12 protein-coding genes and 1 pseudogene are annotated in these 14,686 nt (G+C 66.5%); 1 reads left to right on the forward strand and 12 read right to left on the reverse strand.

The window, feature by feature from the left end; genetic code table 11:
• Positions 1-59: 59 nt before the first annotated feature.
• From SMCB_RS11350 to SMCB_RS11375, 6 genes are all read right to left on the reverse strand, one after another.
• On the reverse strand, positions 60-1,514 hold the full coding sequence (locus tag SMCB_RS11350; protein ID WP_045537104.1) for an aldehyde dehydrogenase: 1,455 nt from the start codon (positions 1,512-1,514) through the stop codon (positions 60-62).
• 42 nt (positions 1,515-1,556) lie between these two features.
• The gene (locus tag SMCB_RS11355; RefSeq protein ID WP_045537106.1) at positions 1,557-2,375 is read right to left on the reverse strand and encodes an ABC transporter ATP-binding protein; all 819 of its coding nucleotides are present in this window, start codon (positions 2,373-2,375) and stop codon (positions 1,557-1,559) included.
• The gene (locus SMCB_RS11360) at positions 2,372-3,169 is read right to left on the reverse strand and encodes an ABC transporter ATP-binding protein (protein WP_045537108.1); all 798 of its coding nucleotides are present in this window, start codon (positions 3,167-3,169) and stop codon (positions 2,372-2,374) included. The genes SMCB_RS11355 and SMCB_RS11360 overlap by 4 nt, the downstream gene beginning before the upstream one ends.
• Positions 3,162-4,190: a branched-chain amino acid ABC transporter permease gene (locus SMCB_RS11365; RefSeq protein ID WP_045537110.1), complete on the reverse strand. Its 1,029-nt coding sequence runs from the start codon at positions 4,188-4,190 to the stop codon at positions 3,162-3,164. The genes SMCB_RS11360 and SMCB_RS11365 overlap by 8 nt, the downstream gene beginning before the upstream one ends.
• Positions 4,187-5,077 (reverse strand): branched-chain amino acid ABC transporter permease, encoded by an 891-nt coding sequence (locus tag SMCB_RS11370; protein WP_045537113.1) that lies wholly within the window; start codon positions 5,075-5,077, stop codon positions 4,187-4,189. Before SMCB_RS11370 ends, SMCB_RS11365 begins: the two co-directional genes overlap by 4 nt.
• A gap of 96 nt (positions 5,078-5,173) precedes the next feature.
• A complete protein-coding gene (locus SMCB_RS11375; RefSeq protein WP_045538123.1) occupies positions 5,174-6,367 on the reverse strand; it encodes an amino acid ABC transporter substrate-binding protein in 1,194 nt (397 codons plus the stop codon).
• A 199-nt stretch (positions 6,368-6,566) separates the two neighbouring features.
• On the opposite strand from SMCB_RS11375, the gene SMCB_RS11380 reads away from it, so the two are divergent.
• Positions 6,567-7,538 carry an AraC-like ligand-binding domain-containing protein gene (locus SMCB_RS11380; RefSeq protein ID WP_045538124.1) on the forward strand — a complete coding sequence of 324 codons (972 nt, stop codon included), beginning with the start codon at positions 6,567-6,569 and terminating at the stop codon, positions 7,536-7,538.
• A 48-nt stretch (positions 7,539-7,586) separates the two neighbouring features.
• Here SMCB_RS11380 and holA read toward each other — a convergent pair whose 3' ends face one another.
• From holA to SMCB_RS11405, 6 genes and pseudogenes are all read right to left on the reverse strand, one after another.
• Positions 7,587-8,642: a DNA polymerase III subunit delta gene (holA, locus tag SMCB_RS11385; protein WP_045537115.1), complete on the reverse strand. Its 1,056-nt coding sequence runs from the start codon at positions 8,640-8,642 to the stop codon at positions 7,587-7,589.
• Positions 8,643-8,677: 35 nt separating this feature from the next.
• Entirely contained in the window at positions 8,678-10,825 is a 2,148-nt protein-coding gene (locus SMCB_RS11390) for a CHASE2 domain-containing protein (RefSeq protein WP_052468521.1), read from the reverse strand.
• Positions 10,826-11,787: 962 nt separating this feature from the next.
• Positions 11,788-11,874: pseudogene (locus SMCB_RS13365) on the reverse strand (zinc-ribbon domain-containing protein); the annotation flags it as partial.
• Positions 11,875-11,891: 17 nt separating this feature from the next.
• On the reverse strand, positions 11,892-12,062 hold the full coding sequence (locus SMCB_RS12910) for a hypothetical protein (protein WP_171820308.1): 171 nt from the start codon (positions 12,060-12,062) through the stop codon (positions 11,892-11,894).
• Between the two features lie 287 nt (positions 12,063-12,349).
• The gene (locus SMCB_RS11400) at positions 12,350-13,723 is read right to left on the reverse strand and encodes an IS1380 family transposase (RefSeq protein ID WP_045537692.1); all 1,374 of its coding nucleotides are present in this window, start codon (positions 13,721-13,723) and stop codon (positions 12,350-12,352) included.
• Between the two features lie 83 nt (positions 13,724-13,806).
• The gene (locus SMCB_RS11405; RefSeq protein WP_231851212.1) at positions 13,807-14,574 is read right to left on the reverse strand and encodes a hypothetical protein; all 768 of its coding nucleotides are present in this window, start codon (positions 14,572-14,574) and stop codon (positions 13,807-13,809) included.
• Between the last annotated feature and the right edge of the window lie 112 nt (positions 14,575-14,686).

Genomic DNA, 14,686 nt, shown 5'->3' on the forward strand with positions numbered 1-14,686 from the left:
GATGGGTGAAAGAAAAAGCGAAGGCAGCGCGTGTTGAATGAGGGCCTAGCGGGCGCTGGTCAGAACGGGTAGTGCCGCGGTTGCGTTTGCACCGTGATCCAGCGCAAATCGGTGAACTCGGCGATGCCGGCGCGCCCGCCGAAGCGCCCCATGCCCGAGCCCTTGACGCCGCCAAAGGGCATCTGGGCTTCGTCGTGCACCGTGGGGCCGTTGACGTGGCAGATGCCGGTGTCGATCTGGCGCGCCACATTGAAGGCGCGCGCCAGGTCGGCGCCAAAGACGGCGGCCGACAAGCCGTATTCGTTGTCGTTGGCGCAGGCCACGGCCTGCTGGGTGTCTTTGACGCGCACGATGCACTTGACCGGGCCGAAGGTCTCCTCGTGGTAAATGCGCATGGCCGGTGTCACGTGGTCGAGCAAGGTGGCTGGCATCAGGGTGCTGTCGGCCTTGCCGCCGCAGAGCAGCCGGGCGCCTTTGGCCAGCGCGTCGTCGATCAGCTCGTTGCAGTGGTGCACGGTGTGCATGCCGATCACCGAACCCAGCACCACCGGCTCGGGCTTGCGCGGGTCGCCCAGCGGCAGCGCCTTGGCCTTGTCGGCAAAGCGGCGCACGAATTCGTCGGCCACCTTCTGATCGACGATCAGGCGCTCGGTGCTCATGCAGATCTGGCCGCTGTTGGCAAAGCAGCCAAAGGCGGCGGCGTTGACGGCGTCCTCAATATCGGCGTCATCGAGCACGATCAGGGGCGCCTTGCCGCCGAGTTCGAGCACCACCGGCTTGAGGTGGCGCGCGCAGGTGATGGCGATGATCTTGCCGACTCGGGTGCTGCCGGTGAAGTTGACGCGGCGCACCGCCGGATGCGCGATCATGGCATCGACCACCGCCGCGGCATCGGCGGGGGCGTTGGTGAGGTAGTTGACGACGCCGGGGGCAAAGCCGGCCTCTTGGAAGGCTTCGGCGATCAGGGCATGGGTGCGTGGGCAGTTTTCGCTGCCTTTGAGCACCACCGTGTTGCCGCAAGCCAGCGGGGTGGCGATGGCGCGCACCCCGAGGATGACGGGCGCGTTCCAGGGCGCAATGCCCAGCACCACACCGGCTGGCTGGCGCATACCCATGGCCAAGCTGCCGGGTACGTCCGAGGGGATGACCTCGCCGGCGACCTGGGTGGTCAGCGCGGCGGCTTCGCGGATCATGCCGGCGGCCAACATGACGTTGAAGCCGCCCCACGGGCCGGTGGCCCCGGTCTCGGCCGCCATGGCCTCGATGAAGGCCGGGGTTCTGGCTTGCAGGGCGTCGGCGGCCTTGAGCAGCAGCGAGCGGCGCTCGTTGGGCCCGGTCTGGCTCCAGCTCCTGAAGGCTTCGGCGGCGGCCTCCACGGCCAGCACGGCGTCGGCGGGTGAGGCCGCTGGGGCCCGGGTGGCCACGGTGCCGTCGAGCGGGTTGCGGCGCTCGAAGGTCGCGCCGCGCTCGGCGCTCACTTTCAGGCCGTTGATCAGCATGGACAAATCAGACATAGGGGGGCTCCAGATTAGACAGCGATAAAAAAAGCGGTGCGGCTAGGCTGATCGTGCGCTGGCCAGCGACGATCGGGCGGCCTTGGCGGCCGTTGCGGGCTGTGGGGTGGCGCAGGCGGCGGCACCGAGGTAGGCCTCGCGGATCACGTTCGATCGCGCCAGCAGCCTGGCGGCGCCGCTGGCGACCAGGGTGCCGCGCTCCATCACGTAGCCGCGGTCGGCCACGGCCAGCGCCTTTTTCACGTTCTGCTCGACCATCAGCACCGTCGTGCCGGCGTCGGCGATGCGCCGCGCGATAAGCAGCAACTCATCGACCATGCGCGGCGCCAAGCCAAGCGAAGGCTCGTCGAGCATCAGCAAGCGCGGCGCACTCATCAGCGCGCGCGCCACCGCCACCATCTGCTGCTCGCCGCCGCTCATGGTGCCGGCCAGTTGGCTGGCGCGCTCCTTGAGCTTGGGAAAGTCGATCAAGACCTGTTCTAGGCGGCGTGCGCGCTCACCCTTGGGCACCAGCCAGCCGCCAAGCTCTAGGTTCTCGCGCACCGTCAACTGCGGAAACAACTGCCGACCTTCTGGCACCAGGGCCACCCCGGCACGGACGATTTCGTGCGTCTGGCTGGGCAGCTCCGCGTCATCGAGCCAGACATGGCCGCTGCGCCCGATCAGGCCGTTGAGGGCTTTGAGCAATGTGGACTTGCCCGCTCCGTTGGGCCCCAAGATCACGGTCAGGCCGGGCTTGACTTCTAAACAGAGCTTGCGCAGCACCAGAAAATTGCCATAACCCGCACTCAGATCATCGACCCACAGCCGGGCGGCCTCTTGCGCGCCCAAGGTGAAGGGGGTGTTGCGGTACCACATCATGCGGTGCTCTCCATCTCGTCACCGAGGTAGGCTTCGATCACGTCTGGGTTGCGCACCACCTCGGCCGGGCTGGCGTCGGCGATTTTGCGCCCCTGGTGCAGCACGATCACGCGCTCGACGTGGCGCAGCAAGGTGGTGACGGCGTGTTCGATCCAGATCACGCTCAGATCGAGCTCGTCGCGGATGCGCCGGATCAGTTGCGCCATGTTCTCGAGCTCGGCCTCGGTCAGCCCGGCGGCAACCTCGTCGAGCAACAGCAGCCGCGGCCGCGTCGCCAGCGCCATGCCGATCTCGAGCAGGCGCTGCTGCGAAGGCGTGATGGCTGCTGCGGGCAGGTTGCCCAGTTGCGCCAAGCCGATCAGCTCCAGGATGCTCTCAGGCGTACGCAAGGCCCACGGCACGCGCGTCTCAGGGCCCCAGAAGACCCATGGCCGGGGTCGGCGACCGGCGAACTTCAAGCCGAACTCGACGTTGTCGCGCACCGCCATGTCGGCAAACACGCGCGGGGTCTGGAAGGTGCGGGCGATGCCGTGCGCGGCGTAGCGGTGCGGGTTGCGGCCGATCAGGTCGTGTCCGTCCACCAGCAGCTTGCCGCTGGTGGGGCGCAGCACGCCCGAGATGGCGTTGAAAAAGGTCGTCTTGCCGGCGCCGTTGGGGCCGATGATGCCGACCAGTTCGCCGGCGCGAAACACCGCATCGACCCCATCGACAGCGGTCAGGCCGCCAAAACGCACCGTGATCTCGCTCGCCTCCAGCAAGGGCGGGAGCTGGTTTTGTGGGTGCAGCTCAGACATGACGACGCTCCCGGGCGCGTTGGCGCGCGCGCGCTTCGTCGCGCGCTTGCTGCCCGCTCCACCTGTAGCGGCGCACGCGCCAGCCTTCGCGCAGGGCGCTCCAGGCCGCATGCAGCATGAACCAGCGCACCGAAGCCAGCCCGCCGGGGAGGTAGAGCACGAACAGGATCAGCAGCAAGCCCAGCGACATCATGTACAGCTCGGGCGCCTGCAGGCGCAGGGTTTCCGCCAAGATGCTGAACAGGATCGCTGCCAGCAGCGGCCCCCACAGCGTCATGGCGCCGCCTATGAGCGCGATCAGCACGGTTTGAAAGCCGATGAAGGGGTTGAACACGGTGGTCGGGTCGATGTAGGTCCAGCGCACCGCCATCGCCGCCCCGACGGCCCCGGCAAAGGCGGCGGTCAGGGCAAAGCCACCGATCTTGACCAGCCGGGTGTCCACGCCCAGGGTCTGGGCCCGTTGCTCGTCGGAGCCGATGCCCTGCATGGCCAGGCCAAAGCGGGTGCGGCGCACCACGATCGAGGTCGCCACCGCCGCCACCGCCAGCAGCAGCACCGTGTAGTAGACCGTCTTGCTGTCGGGTGCCACCAGAATCATGCGCCCGACGGTGCCGGTGACCGTGCTTTCGTAGAAGGTGACGGTATGCCGGATGAGTTCGGTCATGCCAAAGGTCAGGATGGCGAAGTAGGTGCCGCGCAGGTGCAGCACCAGCGCGCCCATGAACACCGCCAGCAGCGCCGCGACCAGCGCTCCCAGCGCCACCACCTGCCACCAGGGCCAGGTCTCGACCAGCAGCGCGCTGGTGTAGGCACCGACGCCGAAGAAGGCCGCCGTGGCCAGCGACAGGTAGCGAGTGGTGCCACAGAACAGCGCCCAACTGGTTGACAGCGCCACGTACATCAGGCAGGTCAGGGCCATCGAGAGCACGAAATCGCTGGCAAAGCCAGGCAGGGCCACGGCCCAGCCGGCGAAAGCGAACAAGATCAGCACATCGCGCAGCAGCGTTTGACGGGAATTCATGCCTTGCGCCCCTTGCGAGTGAACAAACCTTCAGGGCGCAACACCAGCACGCCAATGAAAACCAGATACGACAGCAGCGCCTTGAGCGATGGGCTGGTGAAATGCATGGCGATGGCCTCGATCACCCCGAGCAACAAACCGCCGACCAAGGCCCCGCCCATGCTGCCAAAGCCGCCCAGCGCGATGACGATCAAGGCCGTGATGGTGTAGGCTTGGCCCATGTCCGGGCTGATGGTGTAAGCCATCGAGAGCAGCACCCCGGCCACGCCCGAGAGCCCCAGGCCGATGCCAAACATCAGCGGGTGCAAGCGCTTGGTGTCGATGCCCACCAGTTGCGCGCCCATCGGCGACTGCATCAGCGCGCGCACGCCTTTGCCCAGCAGCGTCAGGCGCAGCAGCACGATCAGGGCGGCGCAAAACAGCAGCGCCAGCGCGAAGATCAGCAGCTTGTTGGCGGCAAACTGGCCAAACCCTAGGTGCACCGGTTGCGACAGGTAGTCGTAGCCGCGGATGTCGCCACCCCAGACGTAGGTGACGAAGCTCTTGACTAGGAACATCAGCCCGAAGGCGACCATCAGGCCACGCGCCTCGAACACGTCCAGATTGGGCGACGTCTGCGTCAGCGGCCTGAAGCACAGCCTGTGCAGCACCCAGCCCAGCAGCAGCAGCAGGCCGAAGGTCACGGGCAACATCAGCAGCGGCGACAGGCCAAAGCTGGTGTGCACCATCCAGGTCAGGAAGGCGCCGACCAGCAAAAACTCGCCATGGGCGATGTTGAGGATGCGCATCAGCCCGTACTGGAGGTTGAGCCCCAGGGCGATGAGCGCATAGATGCCGCCGGTGATGAGTCCGGAGACGATCAGCTCGATCCATGTAGAAAGGGACATGAAAGTGCGTGGGTGCGTGGGTGCAGGTCTGTGTGCAGGTCTGTGTGCGGCGCGGGCCGTGGGTGGGCGACCGCGCCGTAAAGGGCTGGCGTGGAATTACCAGGCGGGCTTGTTCGGGTTGAGCGCCGCGGTGGCCACTGCGCGCGGCCAGACGACCTCGAACTCGCCGCGTTGCCACTGCCCCACCGTGCCCGGCGTGCCGACGTTTTCGCTGCCACTGAAGCGGATGTCGCCGACGATGGTGCGGTGCGTGTTGCCGGCCACAAAATCGCGGATGGCCCGCCGATCCAGCCCGACCCGGGCCACGGCAGCGCTCAGAATCTCCAGCGCCGCCCAGGTGTGCCCGCTGGCCCAGCGGTCGGGCTCGCGGTTGTGGCGCGCCACATGGGCCTCAAAATAGGCCTGCGCCCCGGGGCTGCTGCGGCGGTTCCACGAGCCCATGCCCATCACGCCTTCGGCGCCGGTCGGGGTCATGACTTCGCGAAACATCGGAAACGCAGTCCCGACCGAGGCATAGAAAAAGCGCGGGTTGAAGGCGATCTCGCGCGACTGGCGGCTGGCCAGCACGGTATCCGGCGGGTAGGTGAAACCGACAAAGGCGTCCGGGTTGCGGCCTTTCATCGTGCGCAGCACCGGCGCCAGATCGCGCACGCCCAGCGGGTAGCTGCGGTGGTCCACCATCTCGATGCCGCTGCCCTGCAAGGCCACGCGCAAGGCGGCAAAGTTCTCCAGCCCGAACAGGTCATCGACGTAGATGCAGGTTAGGCTGCGCACGCCGTTGGCGCGCAACATGTCGACCAGCGCACCCACCATGGCAGCGGGCTGTTGCAGCAACAGAAAGAAAAAGGGCAGGCGCAGCTCGACCAAGCGCCTAGAGAGTGCGGTCGGGGCCAGGAAAGGGTAGCCGTGGCGGTTGGCCAGTGGGGCAACGGCAAAGTTGGCGCTGCTGCCCCAAGGCGGCAGCACCAGATCGACGCGCTCGCTGCCCATCAGCCGCTCGTAGGTGCGGATCACGGTTTCCATGTCGCTGCGGTCATCGACGCCGATCAGCTCGATCCGGCGGCGCACACCCTGCACGTTGAGGCCACCGGCGGCATTTTGCTGCTCGGCCCACAGAATGTAGTTTGGCTCCTGGCTGGTCTGGGCGCCCACCGTCCACGGACCGGTGCGCGACATGGAGTAGCCGATGCGCACCGGGGCCCCCTGGGCCAGCAGGGGCGGCGCAAAGGCCAAGGTGCCCAAGGCGGCGGCGCTGCCTTGGACGACGGTGCGGCGGGTGGGGTGATTCATGCTGGTCTCCTGGTGCGGAAGCGGATGCGGGTGCGCAATGGGGGCATCGTAGAAGTTTGCTGCCGCGCGCGCTTGCACCACGGTGCACGGCGTTTTGACGATGCGTGCAGCAAGGAGCGGGATTACCCTAGCCCAAAAAAGCTGGCTGAAGCAAGGGGCCGGCCCGATAATTTGGCGCACAGCAAACCCGGAGCGAATGATGACCCCTTCCCAGTCGATGAGCACCGATTTGTACCCGGTCAAGGAGCGCTCGTTGGCGTGGGCAGACTGGATTTCGGGCCACTTCGGCGGTTTGGATTCGGATTTGTACGGCGACTCAGGCTTCGACGGTCGGGTGCTGTCAAGCCGGGCCGGCGAGGTGGTGCTGACCAAGTTGGAGGCCAACCGGCACCGGGTGATGCGCAGCAGCAAGCTGGCGCGCACGGCTGAAAACAGTTACCTCAAGATCGTGGCACCGTGGCAAGGCAGTGCCGCCGTCGAGCAGCATGGTCGCCAGGCTTGGGTGCGCCCGGGTGGTTGGGCCATTTACGACACCACGGGCAGCTACGAAGTCGCCAATCCGGAGCAGGTCGAGCACCTGATCGTGATGCTGCCCAAGGCCAATTTGCTGGAGCGCGGCCTCAAGCTCGAGCCGCTGATGGCGCGCCACGTAGGCGGCTCAAAGGGCATTTCCCGGGTGGCGCTGGAGGCCATGCGCAGCACCTGGCAGGAGTTGCCGGTCATGGGGGCGCAGGCGGCTCGCGGGGCCGGCGAGGCAATCGTCGAGCTGGTGCGGCTGTCCTTGCTGGAGCTGGCGGGCCGCTCCACCGGTACCACGCAGATGGAAGCCTTCAGGGATCGGATTCGGCACTACATCAGCCTGCATCTGCACGACCCAGAGCTGAGCATCGAGCGCATCGCGGTGGCGCTCAATTGCAGCAAGCGGCATTTGCACAATGCCTTCAGCGAGGAGGAGGGCACCTTGGCCTTGTACATTTTGCGCCGACGCTTGCAGGCCTGCATGCGCGACCTGGGCAATCCGGATCTGAATGCGCGCACCATCACCTCGATTGCTTTGACATGGGGCTTCAACCAGAGCGCACACTTTAGCCGGGTGTTCCGCGAACACACCGGTTTGTCGCCCAGCGATTACCGCCAGCTGCAACGCCGCAACGCCAAGCTGGCGCACTGATGCGGTGCGGACTCGGGTGTACCCAGCCGTGTGCCGCGCCCCCAATGCTCAGCGCGCCAGCGCGCACCCTTGCGCCACCTGCTGCGCCAGCCGCTCCAGCGCTTGCCAGGGGTGGGCGGGCCAGTCGGGGTGGCGCAGGCCCTTGACGATGCCGTCGACGGTGTGCGCATCCAGCAGCCAGCGTTCGAGCTGCGCCAGCCCGAGCCGGGGCAGCAGGCGCTCGAAGCGCTTTTCGCGCCCGCCCCAGACGCGCTGTTCGCGCAGCGCCAGCGGCAGCGGCTTGCCCTGCGCGAGTTCGTTTTTCACGCGCCACAGCGCCCGGATGTCTTCGGCCAGCGCCCAATGCACCAGCACGGCGGCGCTGCCGTCGGCTTGCAGGCCGTCGAGCAGGCGCTGCACGCGCAGCGGTTGGGCGTCGAGCACCGCCTCGGCGAGCTTGAAGGGGTCGTGGCGCGCCACGTCGAGCACGGCGCGCTCGATCTGCTCAAAACCGAGCTCGCCTGCCGGGTAGAGCAGCGCGAGTTTTTGCAGTTCCTGGTGCGCCGCCAGCAGATTGCCCTCGACCCGGTCGGCCAGAAAACCCAGGCACAGCTGGCCGGCCTCGCCGCTGGGCACGTGTTGCCCTTGCAGGCGCAGCCGTTGCGCGATCCAAGCCGGCAGCTGGGCGCGCTCGACGGCGTCGATGCGCAGCGTCAGGCCGTGTTGCTCGAGCGCGGCAAACCAGGGGCTTTTGAGGGTGGTGGCGTCTAGCCTAGGCAGCAGCACCAGGGTGAGCAGATCGGGGTGATGGGGGGCGGCGGCGGCCAGTTGCTGCAGCACCGCCGCGCCCTCCTTGCCGGGTTTGCCCGAAGGGATGCGCAGCTCCAGCAGCTGGCGCTCGGCAAATAGGCTCTGGCTGCGGCCAGCGGCCAGCACCGCGCTCCAGTCGAAGTGCGCGCCGCTGACCGTGCACACGCTGCGTTCCACAAAACCCTGCGCCCGCGCGGCGGCGCGGATGGCGTCGGCCGCCTCCTGCACCAGCAGCGCTTCGTCGCCGTGCACGGTGTAGAGGGCTTTGAGGCCGCGCTGCAAGTGCGCGGCCAGTTGGGTGGGGGAGCTTTGCATGGCAGGGCTGCAGTGTAGCGGCTGCCGTGCACGGCCTATTTGCTTTCGAGCACCAAGCGATCCCCGCTCTCGCCCAGCCTGAGGCGCTGGTGGTGCAGGCGCACCAGCGGGTCGTCTGGGTAGCGCTGCGCCAGCGCGGCAAAAAGCGGCTCCGCCTCGGGGCTCGACTGCGCCAGCGCAGCGTAGGCGACCTGGTATTCATCCAGCGGGGCGTAGGGGCCGGGCACCTCGGCGCTCAGCGGCTCGAACACCGCCAGATCCTGGCTCTTGCCCTTGAGCACCAGCCGCCCGATCGGCCGTGCCGGCAGGTCGGGGCAGTCGGCCAGCGTCTGGCCCGAGACGCAGATGCGGGTGCCCAGCTGCTTGTTGGCGCTCTCGAGCCGTGCGGCGGTATTGACCGGGTCGCCCAAGGCGCGGTAATCAAAAATGGCTTTGCCGCCAAAATTGCCCACGATCACCTCGCCCGAGTGCACCCCCAGCCGGGTGTGGCCAAAGGGGATGCCGCGCGCCTGCAATTCGCTCGCGTAGCGGCTGGCAAAGGCGTGCATCTCGAGCGCGCAGCGCAGCGCGCGGCGCGGGTGATCGGGTTGCTGCACCGGGGCCGAGAACATGATCGCCACCGCGTCGCCCACGATCCGGTCCAGCGTGCCTTGGTGCTTGAAGGCAATCTCGATCATCTGCTCGAGGTAGTGGTTGAGCAAACCGAGCGCCTCGCCGGGGTCGGTTTTTTCCATCAGGCTGGTAAAACCGGCCAGATCGGTAAACACGAAGCTGCAGGTCTGGCGCTGGCCACCCAGGTTCAGGTCCTGCGGGTGCTCGACCAGGTATTCGACCCGGTTCGGCGACACGTAGCGGGCAAAGGCCTGCTTGATGAAGCGCTGCTGCTGCTCGCTGCGAAAGTGGTGCGCAAGGCTGGCAACCACAAAGGCGGCGCTCCAGACCAGCGCCGGGATCACGCTGTTGAACAGCAAGCCCTGGGAGCTGAAGGCCCACCAGCCGCCCCACAAGGCGGCGCCTATCAGCAGCGCCGCCGCCGCCGCCGCCCACAAGGCGCGGGCGTAGATGGCCAGCAGCACCAGCAGCACGGTGCCCAAAGCCTGCAGCAGCGCCTCCAGCCCCAGCGCCCAAGTCGGGCGCGTCAGAAAATGCCCACCCAGCGCCTGCTCGAGCGCTTGCGCGTGGGCTTCGACGCCGGGCATGATGCGGCCCAAGGAGTTGAAGCGCAAGTCCATCAGGCCCTGGGCCGAACTGCCCACCAGCACCAGATGGCCTTGCAGCAGCGCCGGATCGGCGCTGCCGTCGAGCAGCTTCCAGGCCGGGATGTAGCGCTCGGGTACCGGCTCGGTGTAGTGCAGCCAGAGCTCGCCGGCTGCCGTGGTCGGCAGGGTCAGGTCGCCGATGCGCACCTCCTCCAGCGCCGGCCGGCCCTGCTCGGCGCTGCGCAGCATCACGTTGCGGGCGTCGAGCCCCACGCGCAGCGTTTCGGTGACCAAAGAGGGCACGAGCTGATCGCCCAGCCGCAGCACCAGCGGCACCCGGCGCACCACGCCGTCGGCATCGGGGACGAAGGTCAGGGCCCCGTTGCCGGCGGCCTGTCGTTCCAGCTGGTCCAGCGCCACCAAGGCCGAATCAAAGCCGTGCAGCGCCTGCGGCTGCGCCCCGCCACCCAGCCAGACGAAGCGCGCGGCCACGGCGGGGGTGCGTTCGTTGGGGCGCGCGGCGCGCTCGCGCTGCAGCGAAAACCCGAGCACCACGTGGCGATCGGCCAAGTTTTGCGCCAGCACGGCGTCGTGGTCGGGCAGTTGCAGCAGGGCTTGACGGGTTTGCGGCGCCAAGGGCCAAAGGGGGGCCAGCGCCTGCGGCGAGGTGCGGTCGGGCTCGATGAACAAGACGTCAAAGCCGATCGCGGCCACCTCGGCCGCGTGCAGCCGCTGCACCATTTCAGCCACCTGGGTGCGCGGCCAAGGCCATTGCCCCAGCCGCTGCAGGCTGGCTTCGTCGATGTCGATGATGCGCACCGGCTGCGGCGCATAGACCCGGGGCGACCAACGCTGGTACTGGTCGAACACCTGATAGCGCACGGTTTGCAGCAGCACCGGATCGGTCACCAGCAGCAGCAGGCCCAAGGCCAGCCCCAACAGCGACAACCAAAAAGCCATCGCGCGCTGGTAGAGGTGTTTCATCGCGGGCGAGGTGGCTGGGTTTCAGTCGGTCGGCATGGCAGCTGGGTCAGGCGCGTAGGATGCTCAACGGATGCACGTCAATTGGTGGTGTTGGCGGCCTGACGGTTGCAGCCCGGCAGGTTGTGGTTCCAGTTTCTGAGATCGGGGGCGCATTTGCGGATGATAGCCTGACCCTCGACCGTGCACGTCACCCGCAGGCCCAAGGGCAGCGCCTCGCAGGTGAATGGCGCCGGAGCAGCCGCAGCGGCAGGGCTGGGCGGCGGTGGTGGAGCCGGTGCCGGGGCGGGCGGAGGCGGGGCGGGTGGTGGCGCGGGAGTGGCCAGCGGTGCCGGCACCGGAGCCGGCAGGGGGCGAGGAGCCGGAGCAGGGGGAGTCGGGGCTGGTCTGGGTGCGGGAGCAACGGTCGGCGGCCGCGGGCTCGGGGCCGTTTGCGGGGCTGGGGCCGACACAACCGGGGCCGGTGCTGGAGGAGGGGGCGCGGGAGGGGGAGGCTGCAGCGGCTCGGGGGTGGCGGGGGCAAGGGGTTCGGTGGCCGAGGCGGGCGCTGGTTCGGGGGCGATTGCGGCTGCTGCCGCAGGGGCTGGGGCTGCGCTTGCAGGCGGTTCGGCCGCAGGGGCCGGATCCGCTCCTCCGTGTTGGAGGTACCAGTATGCGCCGCCAACTACCGCGACCAAGCCCACCCCGAGCAAACCAAGCAGGGCCAGTTTGAGGTTGCGCGGTTTCTGCCCGACTTCATTGACAGGCGCTGGCGACAGATCCCGAGGGCCTGAATCCACCACCGGTATGGCGATAGGTGCTGGTGCTGGTGCTGGTGCTGGTGCTGGTGCTGGTGCTGGTGCTGGTGCTTCGGGCTCAGGTGGAGCTGGCACGGGGTCGGTATTGGGCTGGGCAGTGAATTTGATGCCGCAAGCCGTGCAAAATTTCAGGCTCTTGGATTCTGCCTTGCAGGCTGGACAAATCGTGGGAGCGGCGAGTTCGGCGCGGCATTGCTTGCAAAATTTTGCGCCAGGGGAGTTATCGGTTTGGCAAGAGGGGCATTTCATTGGCATTCTCCAGTCGGGCGCGTTTATCTGACGCGTGTCAGGCGGATGTCGAGGCCGACCAATTCTGCGCGCAGATTGTTGCTATCGATGACACGCACGATCAAAAGGACTTGATTGTGTTCGGTGCTGTAAACCAAGACACGGTTGTCATTGATCTCATATCGAACCGATGCTTGACCGGTTGGAGAGGTCATGGTGTGACGGTCAAACTCAAAACCCTGAATCCGTGACCTCAATCCCCGCATCACGACATGCCCGCCCAACCGCCGCCCCAAACTGAGATTTCTCGCACTTTTCCCGCCCAGCGGGCCGCGCGAAGACCCATCGGCGCTCACAAACACCCCGCACAAGGCGCTTGCAAGCCCATCTAACCGTGTTTTCGCCCGCTTTCGCCACCACCAGCGCAGCCTTAGCCCCGCAGAACCCCGCGTTTTTCGCAATCCGTGAGTTCGCTGAGCCCGATCTGACCCAGCCAGCAACCTTAAGCTGCCTTCATCTTGCCAAAGGCACGCTCAAACACCGCAAAGCCCGAGTCCGAGCCCGAGATGCCCAATGCCCAGCCCCGCGCATGGCTGATGACGCGCGCGGCCTTGTACATCAGCTCTTGCATCACGGTCTTGATGCGCCGGCGCAGCGCGGTCTTGCGCATCGGGCTGTCGCTCTCGTGCAGCGTGTACTGCCCCACGATGCGCAACAGGTTCATGGCCAGCGCGGCCAGCGCACACACCAGGTGGTTGGTGGCAAACTTGCCCGAGGGCAGTCGGTTCAAGTCCATGTCGGTCTTGAACTCGGCATGAAACTGCTCGTGCGTGGCGTGGTCACGGTACAGGGCGATGACCTGCTCGTGTGCCACCTCCGGCCCCAGCGTGGTGCTCCAGCCTTCCAGCACGTACTCGGGAAAGAGCAAGGGCTGGCCCCGCTTGTCCAGCGTGCGCTCGGTCAGACGATAGACGCGGCGCAGTGCGCGGCTGCTTTCTGCTTGGGTTTCAATGCCAAGCAGCGCTTCGCTCCACAGGCATTCGCGCTTGCCGGCTCGAAGCGGGTTCCAGACGGTGTGGGCATCGGCGCAGCGCTGGGCGGCAATCTGCTCCACCGGCGCGGCGCGCGGATTCCATTTGATCAGCAGATCGACTTGGCGCCCCAGCTTGGCCGCTTGTTCTTGTGTGCGCGCTATCAGGTGCTGCGAGCAAAAGCCCGAGTCGGCGCGCAGCAGCAAGGGCGCTTGGGCCACCGCACAGGCGGTGCTCAGGGCCCGTTCGATGTTGTATTCGCTCTCGCGCGCGCTGTGCTGGCTGCCCGGACGCAGATCAAGCTCCAGACAGTAGCCGCGGGTGCCCAGGTACAGGGCGATGGGGCAGTAGCCATCGACTCCGGCGTAGGTGTAGGACACGCCTTCTTTGGCGCTGTCGCTCTGATCCATGACGAAGGTGTCGATGTCCAGTGGCAGGTGGCCGCTGGGCAGGGCCCCGAAGTCGATCGCTGCGCCATCGATGTGCAAGCCCAGCAGGGCGCGGTTGATCGAGTCGGCCAGTACGCTCCACTCGCAGCCCATGGCATCGAAGCGCTGGCGCAAGGTGGCGCTGGAGGGCACGGCGCGCAGGCCCAAGGCTTGGTGGGCAAAGCGCTGCTTGCGAAAGGCTTCGACGGCTTCGAAGTCGTTCTTGCCCAAGGTGAGCATGGCCACATAGCACTTGAGGATGTCGCTGTTGGCAATTCCGGCACGCACGGGATACTGGGGATCGACCATGGCCGGCAGGTTGATGCGCTTGAACAAGCGCCCCACCAAGGCCAAGCCACCGTGGCTGGACAAGTCGTAGGGCAGCTTTTTGACAACGAACTCGACTGGGTCAGTCATTTGCGGCGCTTGCACCTGCTGGGTGCGCGGTGGGATGTTGGTAGTGCGTTGATTATAATCGAAAAACGTTGGGTTTGTGGGGTTCAGGTCACGGATTCAGGAAAACGGCTGGAAACTCCAGGAATCATTTCAAACGACCAAACGCCCAAGATCGGGTTGGAAGGGCCAAAGCCAAACAGCGCCGCCAAATTGGCAAAAAAGCCCGCACCTTCTTGGGTGCGCTCGGACTTCTGTTCCTGCTCCCGAGCCTGCGTCCGAGCTTGCGCCAAGGTGCTTTGATTGGCCTGCACCCACTTTCCATCTTGCCGCATCAAAATAAATTCATTGCGCGCCGATTCGCTGTGTGCGTTCTCCAGTGTGCGCTCGAGTTGGCGTGCCTGCGCTGTCTTGGTCCAAGGCATCGGGTTGCGCAGCGCCAGCCGCACGGTGACCAGCGAAACCTCTGTTTGCCCAACCTGCTGCGGCGGGGTAAAGTGGAGCACCTCGGCCACTTCGAGCCCATCTGCGATGCAGAGCGCATTGTTGTGGGTGGCCTTGCGCCCAGCTTCGGTTTTGCTGAATCTGAGCCGTGTTTGCGTAAAGAATCCGTGCTGGGTCGTGATTGTCTCGGGCCCGCTATACAGTCCGGCTTCGGTGAGCAAAGCCATCCAGGATTGGGTGCGCCGATCCGCTGTACTGATCAGCACCGTGTCTTCGCGGTAATTCATGTTTTGCAGGCAATACTGCTCGCGCAACAAGTTGGGGTCGGCCAGCAGCAGCCGGTCGATAGCCTTGCCGAAGGATTCGTTGGAAGCGCGTTCCGGTGCCAGCAGAAATGCCAATCCGGCACCCAGTATCACCAAGCCCACCAAGCCCGCTGTCAGCATCATGAGCAAGCGCTTGCTTGGCCTGCTGGCAGAGGAGCTGGTGGCGTGCAGGGTGCCTTGGGCGTTGGGCTGGGGTGCTGTGGCTGCAGTAGCCGCT

This window comes from Serpentinimonas maccroryi, from assembly GCF_000828915.1.
Lineage (GTDB): Bacteria > Pseudomonadota > Gammaproteobacteria > Burkholderiales > Burkholderiaceae_C > Serpentinimonas > Serpentinimonas maccroryi.

Bases quoted from the DNA above. Each gene is read 5' to 3' on its own strand.
- SMCB_RS11350 (WP_045537104.1), bottom strand. From the start codon at position 1,514: ATGTCTGATTTGTCCATGCTGATCAACGGCCTGAAAGTGAGCGCCGAG.
- SMCB_RS11360 (WP_045537108.1), bottom strand. From the start codon at position 3,169: ATGTCTGAGCTGCACCCACAAAACCAGCTCCCGCCCTTGCTGGAGGCG.
- SMCB_RS11380 (WP_045538124.1), top strand. From the start codon at position 6,567: ATGACCCCTTCCCAGTCGATGAGCACCGATTTGTACCCGGTCAAGGAG.
- SMCB_RS11365 (WP_045537110.1), bottom strand. From the start codon at position 4,190: ATGAATTCCCGTCAAACGCTGCTGCGCGATGTGCTGATCTTGTTCGCT.
- SMCB_RS11375 (WP_045538123.1), bottom strand. From the start codon at position 6,367: ATGAATCACCCCACCCGCCGCACCGTCGTCCAAGGCAGCGCCGCCGCC.
- SMCB_RS11355 (WP_045537106.1), bottom strand. From the start codon at position 2,375: ATGATGTGGTACCGCAACACCCCCTTCACCTTGGGCGCGCAAGAGGCC.
- SMCB_RS11390 (WP_052468521.1), bottom strand. From the start codon at position 10,825: ATGAAACACCTCTACCAGCGCGCGATGGCTTTTTGGTTGTCGCTGTTG.
- holA (WP_045537115.1), bottom strand. From the start codon at position 8,642: ATGCAAAGCTCCCCCACCCAACTGGCCGCGCACTTGCAGCGCGGCCTC.
- SMCB_RS11370 (WP_045537113.1), bottom strand. From the start codon at position 5,077: ATGTCCCTTTCTACATGGATCGAGCTGATCGTCTCCGGACTCATCACC.
- SMCB_RS11400 (WP_045537692.1), bottom strand. From the start codon at position 13,723: ATGACTGACCCAGTCGAGTTCGTTGTCAAAAAGCTGCCCTACGACTTG.
- SMCB_RS12910 (WP_171820308.1), bottom strand. From the start codon at position 12,062: ATGACCTCTCCAACCGGTCAAGCATCGGTTCGATATGAGATCAATGAC.